This window comes from Pseudonocardia sp. MH-G8 (assembly GCF_002262885.1).
Classification (GTDB): Bacteria; Actinomycetota; Actinomycetes; order Mycobacteriales; family Pseudonocardiaceae; genus Pseudonocardia.
In genome coordinates this window covers 313,494-327,270 of the sequence record NZ_NKYF01000003.1, presented here as the reverse complement: position 1 = coordinate 327,270, position 13,777 = coordinate 313,494, and the positions used below count along the sequence as shown (strand labels likewise).

Below are 13,777 nucleotides of genomic sequence, written 5' to 3'. Positions count from 1 at the left end.
TCTGCCGAAGGGAGAGCGATGCCCTCCCGCCCGAGAACCCGGCACCCGGGAGCCGCACTGGCCATGGTCGCCGTACTCGGACTCACCGCGACCGCCTGCAGCGGCGGCGCGGCGGCGAGCGCCGCACCGGACACCGTCCGGATCGTGATCACCGATGAGCCGCCGACCCTGGAGCCGTGCGACGCGTCGCTCACCTCCACGGGCGTCGTGGTGCGCTCCAACATCACCGAGCCGCTGGCCGAGCGCAACCCGACGACGGGTGACCTCGAGCCGCTGCTGGCCACCTCGTGGTCCCAGACCGCGCCCACCACGTGGACGTTCCGGCTGCGGGAAGGCGTGACCTTCTCCGACGGCGCGCCGTTCGACTCGGCCGCCGCCGCGTTCGCGGTGGACCGCGCCGTGAACGGCACGATCGGCTGCGACGTCGAGGGCTACGTCTTCGGCGACACCGACCTGGAACTCGCCACGCCGGACCCGCTGACGCTGCAGGTCACCACGCCGGAGCCGGACCCGATCCTGCCGCTGAAGCTGTCGTTCGTGGAGATGGTGGCGCCCTCGACCGACCCCACGGGGAAGGTCCGCGAACCGGTCGGCACCGGGCCCTACGCCATCGGCGCCTGGGAGGCGGGCACCCGGCTGGTGCTGGAGCGCAACCCCACCTACTGGGGTGAGGCGCCCGCCTTCGCCCGTGCCGACTACCAGTGGCGCGACGACCCCACGGTGCGCGCCGCGATGGTCGTCAACGACGAGGCCGACCTCGCCACCGGCCTCGGCCCTGAGGACGGCGCAGGCGAGCTGGGCGTCTCGTACCCGAACAACGAGACGACGGCCCTGCGCATCCAGGCCGACCAGCCCCCGCTGGACGACATGCGCGTCCGGAGGGCCGTCTCGCTGAGCATCGACCGCGAGGGGATCGTCCGCGCCCTGTTCAACGGCGACGCGCAGCCGGCGGCCCAGCTCGTGCCCGACGGTGTCGTCGGCTTCAACCCGGACCTGACGCCGGATCCGTTCGACGTCGAGCGGGCCCGGCAGCTCGTCGACGAGGCACGTGCCGACGGCGTCCCGGTCGACACCCCGATCCGGTTCATCGCGCGCAGCGGGATGTTCCCGCGCATCGAGCAGGTCGTGCAGGCCATCGCCTACCAGCTCGGCGAGGCCGGGCTCACGACCGGCATCGAGATGATGGACACCGCGGAGCAGAACTCCTACCAGCAGCGCCCGTTCCCCGAGGGCGCCGGCCCGTACCTGCTGATGATCCAGCACGGCAACCAGTCGGGCGACGCGTCCAACAGCGTCGAGCAGTACCTGCGCAGCGACGGCTACCAGAGCAGCTGGGGCACGCCCGAGCTCGACGCGCTGATCGACCGGGCGCAGGGGCAGGCGGGGGACGCCCGGCAGGAGGCGTTCGGACAGCTGTTCGCGCAGGAGCCGGAGTCCGTCCACCAGTACGCCTACATCGCGCACATGCGCGGCATCCTCGCCCGCTCGCCGCGGCTGGCCTACGAGCCGAACTCCGCCACGGGGGACGAGATGCGGCTGGCCGAGATGTCGCCGATCCCCGGAGGCCGGCCGTGACGACGTTCCTGCGCAAGCGCGCGCTGAGCAGCGCGCTGCCGCTGCTGGTCGTGCTCCTGGGCGTGTTCCTGCTCGCCCGGCTCACCGGCGACCCGACCTCGCTGTACCTGCCCGAGGCCGCCACCCCCGCCCAGCGCGAGGCGTTCGCGCAGGCCAACGGCTTCGACCTGCCGGTGTGGCGGCAACTCCTTGACTACCTCGCCGGCGTCGCGTCGCTCGACTTCGGCACGTCGCTGCGCACCGAGGAACCCGCCGCGGAGATGGTGCTGCGCGCCTACCCGTACACGTTGCAGCTCGCGGGCGCCACGATGGTGCTCGCCGTGCTCGGCGCGGTGGTCATCGGCAGCTGGGCGGCCTACCGCCCCAACTCGCTCGCCGACCGCGTCTCCTCGTTCCTGTCCATGACGGGCGCGAGCGTCCCGGACTTCTGGCTCGCCGTCACCGGCGTGTGGATGTTCGCCGTCGTGCTCGGCATCCTGCCGACGTCGGGCACCGACAACGGGATCCTGTCCTGGATCCTGCCGATCCTCGTGCTGATGGTCCGGCCGCTGGGCGTGCTCACCCAGGTGGTCCGCGGCGCGATGGTGTCGGCGCTGTCCGCCCCGTACGTGCGGTTGGCCCGGAGCAAGGGCGCCGACAACCGGCGCGTCGTCACCCACCACGCCCTGCGCAACGCCGCCGCGCCCGCCCTGACCGTGGCGGGCGACCTGGCGGTGTCGCTGGTGAACGGCGCCGTCATCGTCGAGACCATCTTCGGCTGGCCCGGCATCGGCAAGTTGATGATCGACTCGATCCTGCAGCGCGACTTCGCCGTCCTGCAGGCCGCCGTGCTGCTCACCGCGGTGACGATCTTCGTGATGAACATCCTGATCGACGTCGGTTACGCCCTGCTCGACGCCCGCGTCCGCGACGCCGCGACCGTCTAGGAGCCCGCTCGTGTCCACCACCACGGAGAACCCGCCCGAGGCGACCGCCGCGCCACGGCGCCGGACGCCCCCGCTGTCGCGGCTGCTGCTGGCCGACCGCGTGGCCGTCGTCGCGGCCGCGGTGCTGTCGCTGGCCGCGCTGTGCGCCGTCTTCGGGCCGCTGCTGCTCGGCGGGGCGGCGCAGCGCCAGGACCTCGCCCTGTCCCGGCTGCCCCCGCTGTCGTTCGACCAGCTGGGCTGGCTGGGCCTGCTCGGCACCGACCCGCTGGGCCGCAGCGTGCTGGCGCGGCTGATCGTCGCCAGCTCCACCACCTTCTCCGTGGCGCTGCCGACGGTGCTGCTCGCGATGCTGATCGGCGCCTCGATCGGCATGTGGGCCGGCTTCCACCGGGGGCGCCGCGAGACGGTCGCGATGCGCGTCGCCGACGTCATCATGAGCTTCCCGTCGCTGCTGCTCGCCGTGGTCGTGCTCTACGTGTTCGACCCGGGCGTCGCGACGATCGTCGCCGTGCTGACGATCACCCGCATCCCGGTCTTCCTGCGCACGGCCCGCGCCGAGTCGGCCGAGCTGCAGCGGCGCGGCTTCGTCGACGCCGCCCGCACGTTCGGCACGCCGAGCGGGCAGATCATCCGCCGGCACGTCTTCCCGGTGATCCTGCCGACCCTGCTGACGGTGGCGACGCTCGACTTCTGCTACGTCACGCTCGCCGAGTCGTCGCTGTCGTTCCTGGGCATCGGCATCCAGCCGCCGCAGGTCAGCTGGGGTCTGATGGTCGCGGAGGGCCGCACCTACCTGCGCACGGCGTGGTGGCTGTCGTTCTTCCCCGGGCTGGCCATCGTGCTCACGACGGTATCGGCGACGATCCTCTCGGCGTGGGCGCGCCTGGCCACCGACCCGGCCCAGCGCTGGCGGCTCACGACGCGGGGCGCCGCGACCCACACGCCGAAGATCGAGGGGGCCGGGGTATGACCGCCACCGCCGAGGACACCACCGCCCGCGCTCACGGGATCGCCCTCGAGGTCGAGGGCCTGACCGTCGACATCCGCACCCCCGAGGGCACCGTCCGTGCCGTCGACGGAGTCGGCTTCACCGCCCGCCGCGGCGAGACGCTGGCGCTGCTGGGCGAGTCCGGCTGCGGCAAGTCGATGACCGCGCGCGCGGTCGTCGGCCTGCTCGACCCCGTCGCCGAGGTGACCGCGGGCGCCGTTCACGTCGATGCGCGAGCCGGTCGCGTCGACCTCGTCACCGCGACCGAGCGGACCCGCCTGGCGATGGCGGGCCCGGAGATCGCGATCGTCTTCCAGGACGCCCTCACCGCGCTCAACCCCGTATACCCGGTGGGCACCCAGCTCGCGGAACCCTTCCGGATCCACCGCGGGATGGGCCGCAAGGAGGCCCGGGCCGCCGCGATCGAGCTGATGACCCGCGTCGGCATCCCGGAGCCGCAGGTACGGGTGGACTCCTACCCGCACCAGTTCTCCGGCGGCATGCGCCAGCGCCTGCTCATCGCGATGGCCGTGGCCCTGTCGCCCGGCGTCCTGCTGGCCGACGAGCCGACGACCGCGCTCGACGTCACCGTGCAGGCCCAGATCATGGCGCTGCTGCGCGACCTGCGCACCGAGCACCGCATGGCCGTCGTGCTCATCACGCACGACCTGGCGCTCGTGGCCGAGGAGGCGGACCGCGTCGCGGTCATGTACGCAGGAGTGGTGGTGGAGACCGGGCCGGTGCGGGACGTGTTCGCCGCCCCCCGGCACCCGTACACGAAGGGCCTGCTCGACTCGGTGCCCGAGCACGTCGCGCCGGGGGAGGAGCTGCGCTCGATCGGCGGCGCCCCGCCGGAGCTCGCCCTCGTGCCCCACGGCTGCGTCTACCAGGACCGATGCCCTCTCGTACGCGACGACTGCCGGGCCGCGCGCCCGTCGCTCGGACCGCCCGGCGAGGACCGGGCGGTCGCCTGCTTCCACCCGTCGGAGGTCGAGCATGCCTGACGCGTCCGCGCCCCTGGTGCAGGTCGAGGGCCTCACCAAGCAGTTCGCCGTCCGCTCCGGGCGGCGGACCAGGCAGCTGCGCGCCCTCGACGGGGTCGGGTTCGAGCTGGGCCGCGGGGAGACGCTGGGCCTGGTCGGCGAGTCCGGCTGCGGCAAGTCGACGCTCGCGCGCACCCTGCTGATGCTGGAGCGCCCCGACGCAGGCACCGTGCGCTTCGACGGCACCGACCCGTTCGCGCTGCGCGGCAAGGAGCTGCTGGATTTCCGCCGCCGCGTGCAGATGGTGTTCCAGGACCCCTACGACTCGCTCAACGCCCGCATGACGGCCGGCGAGATCGTCGCCGAGCCGTGGCGCACGCACCGGGGCATGTACGCCACGTCCCGCGACCGGGCCGCGCGCGTGGGCGAGCTGCTGGACCTGGTCGGCCTGCGCCCCTCGGACGCCGACCGGTACCCGCAGGAGTTCTCCGGCGGGCAGCGGCAACGCATCGGCATCGCCCGGGCGCTGTCACTGGCCCCCGACGTCGTGGTGTGCGACGAGCCGGTGTCGGCCCTGGACCTGTCCGTGCAGGCCCAGGTGCTCAACCTGCTCGCCGAGCTGCGGCGCGAGCTCGGCGTGTCCTACGTCTTCATCTCGCACGACCTGTCCGTGGTCCGGCACATCGCCGACCGGGTGGCGGTCATGTACCTCGGCCGGATCGTGGAGTCCGGCACCACCGCGCAGGTCTTCGACCGGCCCCGCCACCCCTACACCGCGGCGCTGCTGTCCGCCGCGCCGTCGCTGGACCCGAACGGCAGGGCCAACCGGATCGTGCTCGACGGGGAGATCCCCTCGCCGCTCGACCCGCCGTCGGGCTGCCGGTTCCGCACGCGCTGCTGGAAGGCCACCGACGTGTGCGCCACGCAGGCGCCACCACCGGTCCGGGACGGGGACGGGCACGACGCGGAGTGCCACCACCCGCTCGTCCACCCGCTCGGCACCGAGCCGGAGGCGCTGGCCCGGTCCCGGTGAGCGTCCCCGCGTTCACCCTGGTCGCGGTGGCGGTGCTGCTCGCCGCCTGCCTGCAGGGGTCGATCGGCTTCGGGATGGGCATGCTCGCCGCCCCGATCGTCGCGCTGGTGGACCCGACGCTCGTGCCGGGCGTCATCGTCCTGTCCGGCGCGCTCGTCACGCTCCTGGTGACGGTCCGCGAGCGGGCGAGCATCGACCTGCGCGGCACGGGATGGGCGCTGGCCGGGCGTGCGCCGGGCACGGTGGTGGGCAGCCTGCTCGTGGCGTTCCTGCCCGCGCAAGGGCTGGCGCTCATGCTCGCCGGGGTCGTGCTGCTCGGGGTGGCGCTGACCTCGCTGGGCTGGGCGCCGGAGCCGCGCAGGCCCACGCTCGTCGCGGCCGGGGCGGCATCGGGCATCTTCGGCACCGCCACCGGGATCGGCGGACCACCGATGGCCCTGGTCTGGCAGCGCTCCTCCGGCGCGCGGCTGCGCGGCACCATGGGCGGGTTCTTCCTGGTGGGCTCCGCGCTGTCGATCGCGGGCCTGGCACTGGCCGGGGCCATCGACGCACACGTCCTCGCCCGCACCGCGTGGCTCGCCCCGGCGGTGGTGGCGGGCTACGCGCTCTCCCGGCTGGTGAACCGGGTGCTGGACCGGCGCCGGCTGCGGCTCACCGCCATCGCGGTGTCCGCGCTCGGCGCCGTCGTCCTCATCGTCCAGCAGCTGGTCTGAGGGCGGGCCGCACCACGTTGCGCAGCGGCCGCCCCTCGGCGAGGGCGTCGACGTTGTCCGCGATGTCGGCGGCCCGCCCGGCGAAGACCTCCTCGGTGTGCCCGGACTGGTGCGGGGTCAGCACGACGTTGGCGAAGCCGGTGAAGTCGAGGTTCGACGGGGGCGGGGCGTCGGCGTCGCGCGGATTGCGCCACCACACGTCGATCCCGGCGCCGCCGATGGTGCCGGCGGACAGCGCGTCGTGCAGGGCCTGCTCGTCGACCACCGCGCCGCGCGCGACGTTCACCAGCACGGCGTCGGAGCGCATCGCGGCGAGCGCGGCGGCGTCGACGAGGCCGCGGGTGTGCTCGTTCAGCGGGACGGTCACCACCACGACGTCGGACGCCGCGAGCATCGCGTGCAGCTGCGACACCGGTCCGACGTGCTCGACCGCGGCCGGAGCCGGTGCCCCCGGGTCGCGGCGCACCGCCCGCACCCGCATGCCCAGCAGGCCTGCCAGCTCCGCGACGCTCCCGCCGATCTCGCCCAGCCCGACGATCCCCATGGTGCGGCCGGCCAGCACCCCGCCGAACGGGTGCGCGTCGTCGACGACCACGTTGCGCCATTCCCCGCGACGCATGGCGCGGTCGGCGGCCGGCACCCGGCGCAGCAGCATCATCGACACCATCAGCACGTGCTCGGCGATCGACCGGCCGTGGTGGAACGTGTTGACGAGCGCGGCGGTGGGCGGCAGGTGCCCCACGGGGATCTTGTCCACGCCCGCGCCGGTGACGTGCACGAGCTGCAGGTCCGGGGCCGCCCCGAGCAGCTGCGGCGTGGCGGCGGAGCACACCAGGACGTCGGCGTCGGCGGCCAGGGAAGGCGCGTCCTGCTCGCGGACGAAGGTCCACCGGTGCGGGCTCGTCCCGTCCCTGGTGAGGACGCTGCGGAACCGGTCCATGATCGGTTCGGTCACGACGACCCGGAGGGATTCACGCACAGGGCACTCCTTCTGTCACCTCGCTTCTGTCACCTCGCAGTATCGTGCATGCCATCCTCATATGGAGACAGGGGAAACACATGACGCCACGACCGGCAGACCCGCTCGACGGGCCTGGCACCGGGGTCCGCGAGGTCAAGTCCGCGGCACGCACCGTGGAGGTCCTGGAGTTCCTGGCCGCGCGGCAGAACCGGCCGGTGCGGCTGCGCGAGCTCAGCGAGGCGCTCGGTGTGCCGCGCAGCAGCCTGCACGCGCTGCTGCGCACGCTCGCCAAGTACGGCTGGGTGCGCGCGGACACGACCGGCACGCTGTACGGCATCGGCATCCGTGCCCTGCTCGCCGGCACGAGCTACCTGGACTCGGACCCGTACCTGTCGCTGATCGCGCCGTACCTCGACGAGCTGCGCGAGCAGCTGGACGAGACCTTCCACTTCGGCCGGCTCGACGGCACGGACGTCGTCTACCTGGCCACCAAGGAGTCCAGCAAGTACCTGCGGCCCTACAGCCGCGTCGGCCGCCGATTGCCCGCGTACAGCACGTCCCTGGGGAAGGTGCTGCTGGCGGCCCGCCACGGCGACGAGCGCGATGAGCACATCCCCGCCGAGCTCACCCAGCTCACGCCGCACACGCTCACCGACCGCGCCCTGCTCGACGACGACCTGGCCGCCACCGGTGAACGCGGGTACGCGGTGGACAACGAGGAGAACAGCCTCGGGCTGCGCTGCTTCGCCGTCGCGCTGTACTACGCCGACGTGCCGACCGACGCGATCAGCGCGTCGATCCCGATCGCGCGGCTGGACGAGCGGCGCCAGCTCGAGGTCGTCGAGGCGCTGCGCCAGGTCGCGGACCGCATCGCGCGCGTGGTGGGGCCGCTGCACAGCGCGGGTGGATGGGTCTGACTCCCTGACGTCAGGGGAGCGGTCCCACCGCCAGCGCCACCCGGCTGAGCCGGGCGGGGTCGGCGATGACGTCGACCTCGCTGATCCGGCCGCCGTCGATCCGCACCCGCAGCACGGCGAGCAGCCGGCCGCGGGGCGCGATGACGATGCCCGGGCTCCCGTCCACCAGCGCGACCTCGCCCGCTCGGGCACGCGCGGCGAACTCCCTCGTCTCGTCGGCCACCTGGCGGGCCCCGCGCACCGAGCGCGCCGATGCCGGTGCCGCCACGCGGTCGGCCCGGCGCACGACGTCCGGGGCCAGCAGCTCCAGCAACGTGTCGAGGTCACCGCCTCGGGAGGCGGCGAGGAAGGCCGCGACGATGCGCCGGTGGCCCGCGTGGCGCGCCGGGTCGGTGACGGGCGTGCCACGCACCCGCTCGCGGGCCCGGCTGGCCAGCTTCTTCGCGGCGGGCACCGACCGGTCGACCGCGGCGGCGACCTCCTCGAACGGCACGGCGAACAGGTCGTGCAGCACGAACGCGACGCGCTGCGCGGGGGAGAGCCGGTCCAGCACGACGAGGAGGGCGCGACCGACCGATTCGGCGAGTACCGCCTCGGCCTCGGGCTCCACCGCGTCCGGCGCCTCGACCAGCGCGGCGGACGGCACGGGCCGGGCGCGGCGGGCCCGCAGCATGTCGAGGCACACGCGGGCGGTGACGGTCGTCAGCCAGCCGGTGGGGTTCTCGACCGTGTCGAGGTCGATCCGGTCGGCGCGCAGCCACGCCTCCTGCACGGCGTCGTCGGCCTCGTCGCGGGAGCCCAGCATCCGGTGGGCGACGGCCCGCAGGTGGTCGCGGTCGGCGTCGAAGCGCTCGGCCACCCGATGATCTCGTGGCACGGGGTCACCTTTCGCGGTCGGGGTGCGTCAGAGGGGCAGCCACGCACCTCGTCAACCCGTCGGAAGGCCCACCGTGACCCTACAGATGATCCGTCCCCGCACCCGGAGGTCGGAGGAGGAATGACCATCGCGTACCTCGTGGTCACCACGGCCGCGATCGCCGCCAACGCCGCCATGGCCGCCGCCGATCTGGCGCGGACCGGGTTCGTCCTCGCCAACTCGGCGAGCGTGGGCGTGCCCCGCTCCTGGTTGAGGCCGCTGGGCCTGCTCAAGCTGGCCGGCGCCGCGGGACTGCTGCTCGGACTCGCCGGCGTCCCCCTCGTGGGGACGGCGGCGGCGGTCGGGCTGACGCTCATGTTCGTCGGCGCGGTCCTCACGCACCTGCGGGCCCGCAACTACGCACTGGCCTTCCCGGGCGCCTACCTCCTGCTGGCGGCGTCCTCCCTGGTGTTGGGGCTCGCCGTGTGACCGAGGCCGAGCCCTCCCACCACCTGCGACTCCTGGCTCGTGAACTCGCCGGTCAGCATCGGCATCGCGCGCGCGATCGCCGCGCGTGTCTCCGGCAGCTGCAGGGACGCGGCGTGGTGCTCGGCGCTCTCCCAGACCTCGGTGACCCAGATGCGGTCCTCGTCGGTGGCGCAGGCGCTGACGACGTAGGAGCGGCAGCCCGTGGCGCGCAACCCGTCGAGGCCCTCGAGAAGGAGGGCGACGACCTCGTCGCGCAGGCCCGGCTTGGTCCGCATGCTGGCGATGTACCCGTACATCCGGCCAGCCTGTCATCCCGTTGGCGAGCCGGGATTGGAGGAACGCGACAGCGGGATCAGCTACGGGCCCGACCGGGGGGTCGTGTGGTCAGTGCCTGGTGGCGGCGGCTTCGGGAAGGAGCGGCCGTGCTGCAGGCTTGATCAGCGTCTGCGGTCGCAGCGACGCGCGGATGCGGTTCTGGCACCGCAGTGACCGATCATGTCGACCGGCCGCCCGAGCCACCGGTGCCCGGCGGGCAGCCGGTGCGGGTTCGTGTCCGCCGAACGGGTGGTCGCGCGCACGACTTCTTCCATTCGGCCACGCGATGACGACCCTCCTCCCACACTTCTCCGTGGATCAACTGCTGAGTGGCGCGTTGCTCGATCGCCTGAGGGGGACCTGGGAGAGTGCTGCCCACAATGTCGAGATCTCGTCCATGTCGGCGGCTCGTGCGATTCGCGGGAGTCCTGTGCGTCACGCTTACCGTGCTGGTCGGTCTGCCGGCGGTTTCCTACGCGCAGGCCCCGCCGCCGGTGTCGATTCAGGGCGAGGTGATGAAGACCTGGGAGGATGGACGTGGCAACGACGTCGTTCTTCGCAGAGGTTATTGGTCCGCCGGAAAACCGAGGGCCGGGTTTGGTTATGAGAAGATCTTGAACAAGCATGGCATCACGGATCTCGGAGTTGTGGAGAGTATCGTTCGACGCCCGGACTCCGTTGAGTCACAGGTTAACGGCCGGATCGCGCACACGAGTGCTGCGCGGCAGTTCAAGTGCTACATCACCGGCTGCACTGTAGTGCAGAGCGTACCTGTGATTGTGATCATCGATTACGGCGAGTGGGCGGGCCCTGGACAGTTCGGGGTTGTCACTGCCTATTGTGACAATGCCGACGGGTCGTGGAGATGTCCGGACTTCGTCAATGCAGCGATCAAGCCGTGAAGCGAGTCACTCGTTGACGATCCTTCGGCTGCCTGTCATGATGGGTCGTCGATCCTCAAATGCTCGAAGGAGCCGCTGGTGAAGCCGCCGACAGTGGACGACAAACCGCCAGCTATTCCGTTTCGCGGCGAGATCGACCAGGAGTGGTCGATCAATGTCGCCAGGATTCTGCTGTGGAACTGTTACGCAATGCCGAGTCTGCGTTCTGGAACTGTCGAGTGCTGGCTGACGGACGAGTTCGCGATCTACCTCAGGCATGTTCGTGGGGACACACGGCTGGGCATTCGATTCGGAGAGCTCGGCACCAATCCCACCACGGAAACGCCGCCGATCGATTCTGGGCAAGAGGGCGACTACCTCTACTGGACGATCTTCGATACGCCAGAACACCGCGAGTGGACCGATCAGTTCGGCTACGAGTGGTGGGGCGACCCGCCCGAGGGGGCGTGGAGCGATGCAGTCGGCGGAACCCGACTGATGACGTTCGATCTGCGAACGGAGCGCCCGTGGGAGTGACCGCCTCCGCTCGGTGGTGATCGGACGCCGAACTCTTCGCCTGCCGGGCTCCGGCTGCTATCGGGATTCGCGGTGCCGCTGCCCGCGATGGTGCTCGTGGCGAATGTGTTCTCAGTCGATCCGGGATTCGACGTCGCGGCGCAGCACCTCCTCGACGGTCTCCTCGACCGACAGCCGCGAGCTGTCCAGCCACAGTCCCAGTCGCGGCGTCTCCTCGCGCAGGGCCCGGTCGAGGGCATCGACGGTCCACCGGTCGTAGGCCTGCTTGCCCCGCGCCTCCTCGCGTGCCGCGACCGCCTCGGGGTGCGGCGCGAGGACGACCACGTGCAGCGGGCGGCTGCGGATCTCCGCGACGAGCCCGGAGAGCTCCTCGCCGAGCACGACGTCCTGGGCGACCACCGTGAAGCCCGCGTCCGCGTAGCCGTCGCAGGTGCGGGCCGTCAGCAGGTGCCGCAGGCGCAGTTGGCGGACGGCCTCCGGGCCCGCGTCCGGGGTCATGTCGGCGCGGCCGCGCACGATCCAACGTCGGAACTGGTCGCCGTGCACGTGCACCGTCCGGCCGGGGAGCCGCTCGGCCAGCGCCTGCGCCACGGTGGACTTGCTCGCGGCCTGGATGCCGGTGACGAGGTGCACCCCGGCGGACGTTTCCGGTAGCACGGTTCCTCCTGGCGGCGGGTCGACGGCGAGAGCCCATGATCGCCGCCGCCGCGCGCCGCGTCGAGGAGGTTCGGATCAGATCCCGATCGCCTCGCCCAAGCCCTCGGAGCCGGAGTCGCCGGACCCGGAGTCACCTGAGCCGGAGTCACCTGAGCCGGAGTCACCTGAGCCGGAGTCACCTGAGCCGGAGTCACCTGAGCCGGAGTCACCTGAGCCGGAGTCACCTGAGCCGGAGTCACCTGAGCCGGAGTCACCTGAGCCGGAGTCACCTGAGCCGGAATCGCCGGAGCCGTCCCCGGAGTCTCCCGAGTCGTCGCCGGATCCGGAGTCCGCGGAGTCGCCGGCGTCGCCGGAGTCCCCGGAGTCGTCGGGCTCCTCACCGCTGGAGGAGCTGTCGTCGGACGGGTCGTCGGACGTGCCGCTGGGTGCGCTCTGCTCACCCACGGGCGGGCTCTGCTGCCCGAGGTCGGGGGCAGCGCTCGCGGCGCCACCGGACCAGGCCAGGGCTGCGCTCAACGCGACCACGAGGCCGGCCTCGATGGTGATCTTGCGATGGTTCTTCACAGGTGCTCCTCTCGGACGGGTGGTGCGGGGTGAGAACGGTGACGACCAGCACCACCAGCAGTGGCAGCACCGGGACGTGCCAGAGGAAGTCGAAGGCGCTGTGCACGGCGAACGCGGCGAGCAGCGCGACGGCGGCCGCGCCGTCCCGGGTCCGGCCCCGCAGCGCGGCGGCTGCGAGCGCGAGCAGCGCGGCCAGCACCGCCGCGAGGCCGACCACACCGGTCTCGGCGGCGGTCTGCAGGAACTCGTCGTGGGTGTAGCCGGCGCGTACGGGCACACCGTTGTGGTCGACGTAGTGCAGGTCCAGCTGCCCGGGCCCGACGCCGGCCAGCGGCGCGGTGGTGAACCGCTCGGCGGTGGCGCGGGCGAGATCGGCGCGCTCGGCGGAGCTCGCGGAGACCCGGTCCGTGCCGACGGCCCGCGCCGCGTCGGCGACGGACGGCGCAGCGAGCAGCGTGGCCATGACGAGCGCGGTCGTGACGACCGCGGCGGCGACGAGGCCGGCCACCGCCCCGCGTCGCGACAGCACCAGGACGGCCAGCCCGGCAGCGGCCCCGGCGAGCGCGGCGAGCGGGTGCGCAGGCGCACCGTCGGGTAGCCCCGGCAGCAGCCCGGCGAGTGTCGGCACGGCCGCAGGCAGGGCCGCGGCGATCCGTCGCGGGAGTTCGGTGCGGCGGGTGACCGCGAGGTGCACGCCGCAGGCGACGAGCAGCGCCAGCAAGCCCGCCCGGCTCATCGTCGCGACGAGTCCGACGAGCAGGACCGCGGTGACCGGGTCCGGTGCGTGCCCGGTGGATGGCCGGGTGGCCACGAGGACGAGCCCCACCACGAGCAGCGCGGCCGTCGCGTTGGCGTAGGTGAGCGTCGACGCGGCGCGCCAGAGGCCGGCCGAGGGCAGCGCGAGCGGGTCGAGGTGCAGTGCCACGCCCAGCCAGCCCGAGACCGCGACGACGACCGCGACCGCGACGACGACGCCGACCAGCACGCGCCGCGCCCGTTCCGGCAGACCGGACGCGGACATCGCCACGGCGGCGGCCGCGACGGCCAGGACGGCGGTCGGGACCGCCGCGGGCGCGTCGCCGGCGAGGTACCCGCTGACCAGGGCCCAGAGCCCGAAGCCGACCAGGCAGGCGCAGGCGGCGGTGATCCCGGGCCCGGGCCGCCGTCCACGCACGGTCACCCGCAGGGCTGCGGCCGCCGCCAGGAACAGCAGCATCGTCCCTGCCCCGTAGAAGGCGCCCTGCGTGAGCGCGCCGTAGGCCACCGCGGCGCCCAGGCCCAGCGCGATGCCGCGGTCGCGCAACGGGGCGCGGTGCGCGACGGTCACAGGTCCGGTCACGGCAGACACTGTGCGTGACGGGCTGGGGCTGCGCTGCGCCCGC

16 protein-coding genes are annotated in these 13,777 nt (G+C 73.0%); 11 read left to right on the top strand and 5 right to left on the bottom strand.

Going from position 1 to position 13,777, the window contains the following annotated elements; genetic code table 11:
* The first annotated feature begins 18 nt into the window (after positions 1-18).
* From CFP66_RS10965 to CFP66_RS10940, 6 genes are read left to right on the top strand one after another with little or no spacing between them, the layout of a single operon-like run.
* A complete protein-coding gene (locus CFP66_RS10965; protein WP_094922741.1) occupies positions 19-1,575 on the top strand; it encodes an ABC transporter substrate-binding protein in 1,557 nt (518 codons plus the stop codon).
* Positions 1,572-2,501: an ABC transporter permease gene (locus tag CFP66_RS10960; RefSeq protein WP_094922740.1), complete on the top strand. Its 930-nt coding sequence runs from the start codon at positions 1,572-1,574 to the stop codon at positions 2,499-2,501. Before CFP66_RS10965 ends, CFP66_RS10960 begins: the two co-directional genes overlap by 4 nt.
* 10 nt (positions 2,502-2,511) lie before the next feature.
* On the top strand, positions 2,512-3,471 hold the full coding sequence (locus tag CFP66_RS10955) for an ABC transporter permease (RefSeq protein ID WP_094922738.1): 960 nt from the start codon (positions 2,512-2,514) through the stop codon (positions 3,469-3,471).
* Complete coding sequence (locus CFP66_RS10950) at positions 3,468-4,493, top strand: ABC transporter ATP-binding protein (protein WP_094922737.1); 1,026 nt, start codon at positions 3,468-3,470, stop codon at positions 4,491-4,493. Before CFP66_RS10955 ends, CFP66_RS10950 begins: the two co-directional genes overlap by 4 nt.
* Complete coding sequence (locus CFP66_RS10945; RefSeq protein WP_094922735.1) at positions 4,486-5,505, top strand: ABC transporter ATP-binding protein; 1,020 nt, start codon at positions 4,486-4,488, stop codon at positions 5,503-5,505. The genes CFP66_RS10950 and CFP66_RS10945 overlap by 8 nt, the downstream gene beginning before the upstream one ends.
* Complete coding sequence (locus CFP66_RS10940; protein ID WP_094922734.1) at positions 5,502-6,218, top strand: sulfite exporter TauE/SafE family protein; 717 nt, start codon at positions 5,502-5,504, stop codon at positions 6,216-6,218. The genes CFP66_RS10945 and CFP66_RS10940 overlap by 4 nt, the downstream gene beginning before the upstream one ends.
* Here CFP66_RS10940 and CFP66_RS10935 read toward each other — a convergent pair.
* Positions 6,196-7,197, bottom strand: coding sequence for a 2-hydroxyacid dehydrogenase (locus CFP66_RS10935; RefSeq protein WP_198961370.1), 1,002 nt, complete (start codon positions 7,195-7,197; stop codon positions 6,196-6,198). The two genes, CFP66_RS10940 and CFP66_RS10935, sit on opposite strands and share 23 nt — an antisense overlap.
* Before the next feature lie 80 nt (positions 7,198-7,277).
* Between CFP66_RS10935 and CFP66_RS10930 the strand changes: the two genes are divergently transcribed.
* The gene (locus CFP66_RS10930) at positions 7,278-8,096 is read left to right on the top strand and encodes an IclR family transcriptional regulator (protein ID WP_094922732.1); all 819 of its coding nucleotides are present in this window, start codon (positions 7,278-7,280) and stop codon (positions 8,094-8,096) included.
* A 10-nt stretch (positions 8,097-8,106) separates the two neighbouring features.
* On the opposite strand, the gene CFP66_RS10925 is transcribed toward CFP66_RS10930, so the two are convergent.
* The gene (locus CFP66_RS10925) at positions 8,107-8,973 is read right to left on the bottom strand and encodes a sigma-70 family RNA polymerase sigma factor (RefSeq protein ID WP_255413844.1); all 867 of its coding nucleotides are present in this window, start codon (positions 8,971-8,973) and stop codon (positions 8,107-8,109) included.
* Between the two features lie 120 nt (positions 8,974-9,093).
* Here CFP66_RS10925 and CFP66_RS10920 point away from each other — a divergent pair, with 120 nt between their 5' ends.
* On the top strand, positions 9,094-9,441 hold the full coding sequence (locus CFP66_RS10920; protein WP_094922730.1) for a DoxX family protein: 348 nt from the start codon (positions 9,094-9,096) through the stop codon (positions 9,439-9,441).
* Here CFP66_RS10920 and CFP66_RS10915 read toward each other — a convergent pair.
* Positions 9,393-9,737: a putative quinol monooxygenase gene (locus CFP66_RS10915; protein ID WP_094922729.1), complete on the bottom strand. Its 345-nt coding sequence runs from the start codon at positions 9,735-9,737 to the stop codon at positions 9,393-9,395. The genes CFP66_RS10920 and CFP66_RS10915 overlap by 49 nt on opposite strands.
* Positions 9,738-10,202: 465 nt before the next feature.
* Here CFP66_RS10915 and CFP66_RS47135 point away from each other — a divergent pair, with 465 nt between their 5' ends.
* Complete coding sequence (locus CFP66_RS47135; protein WP_143517216.1) at positions 10,203-10,658, top strand: hypothetical protein; 456 nt, start codon at positions 10,203-10,205, stop codon at positions 10,656-10,658.
* Positions 10,659-10,736: 78 nt separating this feature from the next.
* Positions 10,737-11,174 (top strand): hypothetical protein, encoded by a 438-nt coding sequence (locus tag CFP66_RS10910; RefSeq protein ID WP_143517215.1) that lies wholly within the window; start codon positions 10,737-10,739, stop codon positions 11,172-11,174.
* Between the two features lie 111 nt (positions 11,175-11,285).
* On the opposite strand, the gene CFP66_RS10905 is transcribed toward CFP66_RS10910, so the two are convergent.
* On the bottom strand, positions 11,286-11,831 hold the full coding sequence (locus CFP66_RS10905; RefSeq protein ID WP_198961369.1) for an AAA family ATPase: 546 nt from the start codon (positions 11,829-11,831) through the stop codon (positions 11,286-11,288).
* A gap of 35 nt (positions 11,832-11,866) precedes the next feature.
* Between CFP66_RS10905 and CFP66_RS50255 the strand changes: the two genes are divergently transcribed.
* Complete coding sequence (locus CFP66_RS50255; RefSeq protein ID WP_094922723.1) at positions 11,867-12,376, top strand: pentapeptide repeat-containing protein; 510 nt, start codon at positions 11,867-11,869, stop codon at positions 12,374-12,376.
* Here the strand turns inward: CFP66_RS50255 and CFP66_RS10895 are convergent.
* Positions 12,268-13,734, bottom strand: coding sequence for an O-antigen ligase (locus CFP66_RS10895; protein ID WP_143517214.1), 1,467 nt, complete (start codon positions 13,732-13,734; stop codon positions 12,268-12,270). The two genes, CFP66_RS50255 and CFP66_RS10895, sit on opposite strands and share 109 nt — an antisense overlap.
* Between the last annotated feature and the right edge of the window lie 43 nt (positions 13,735-13,777).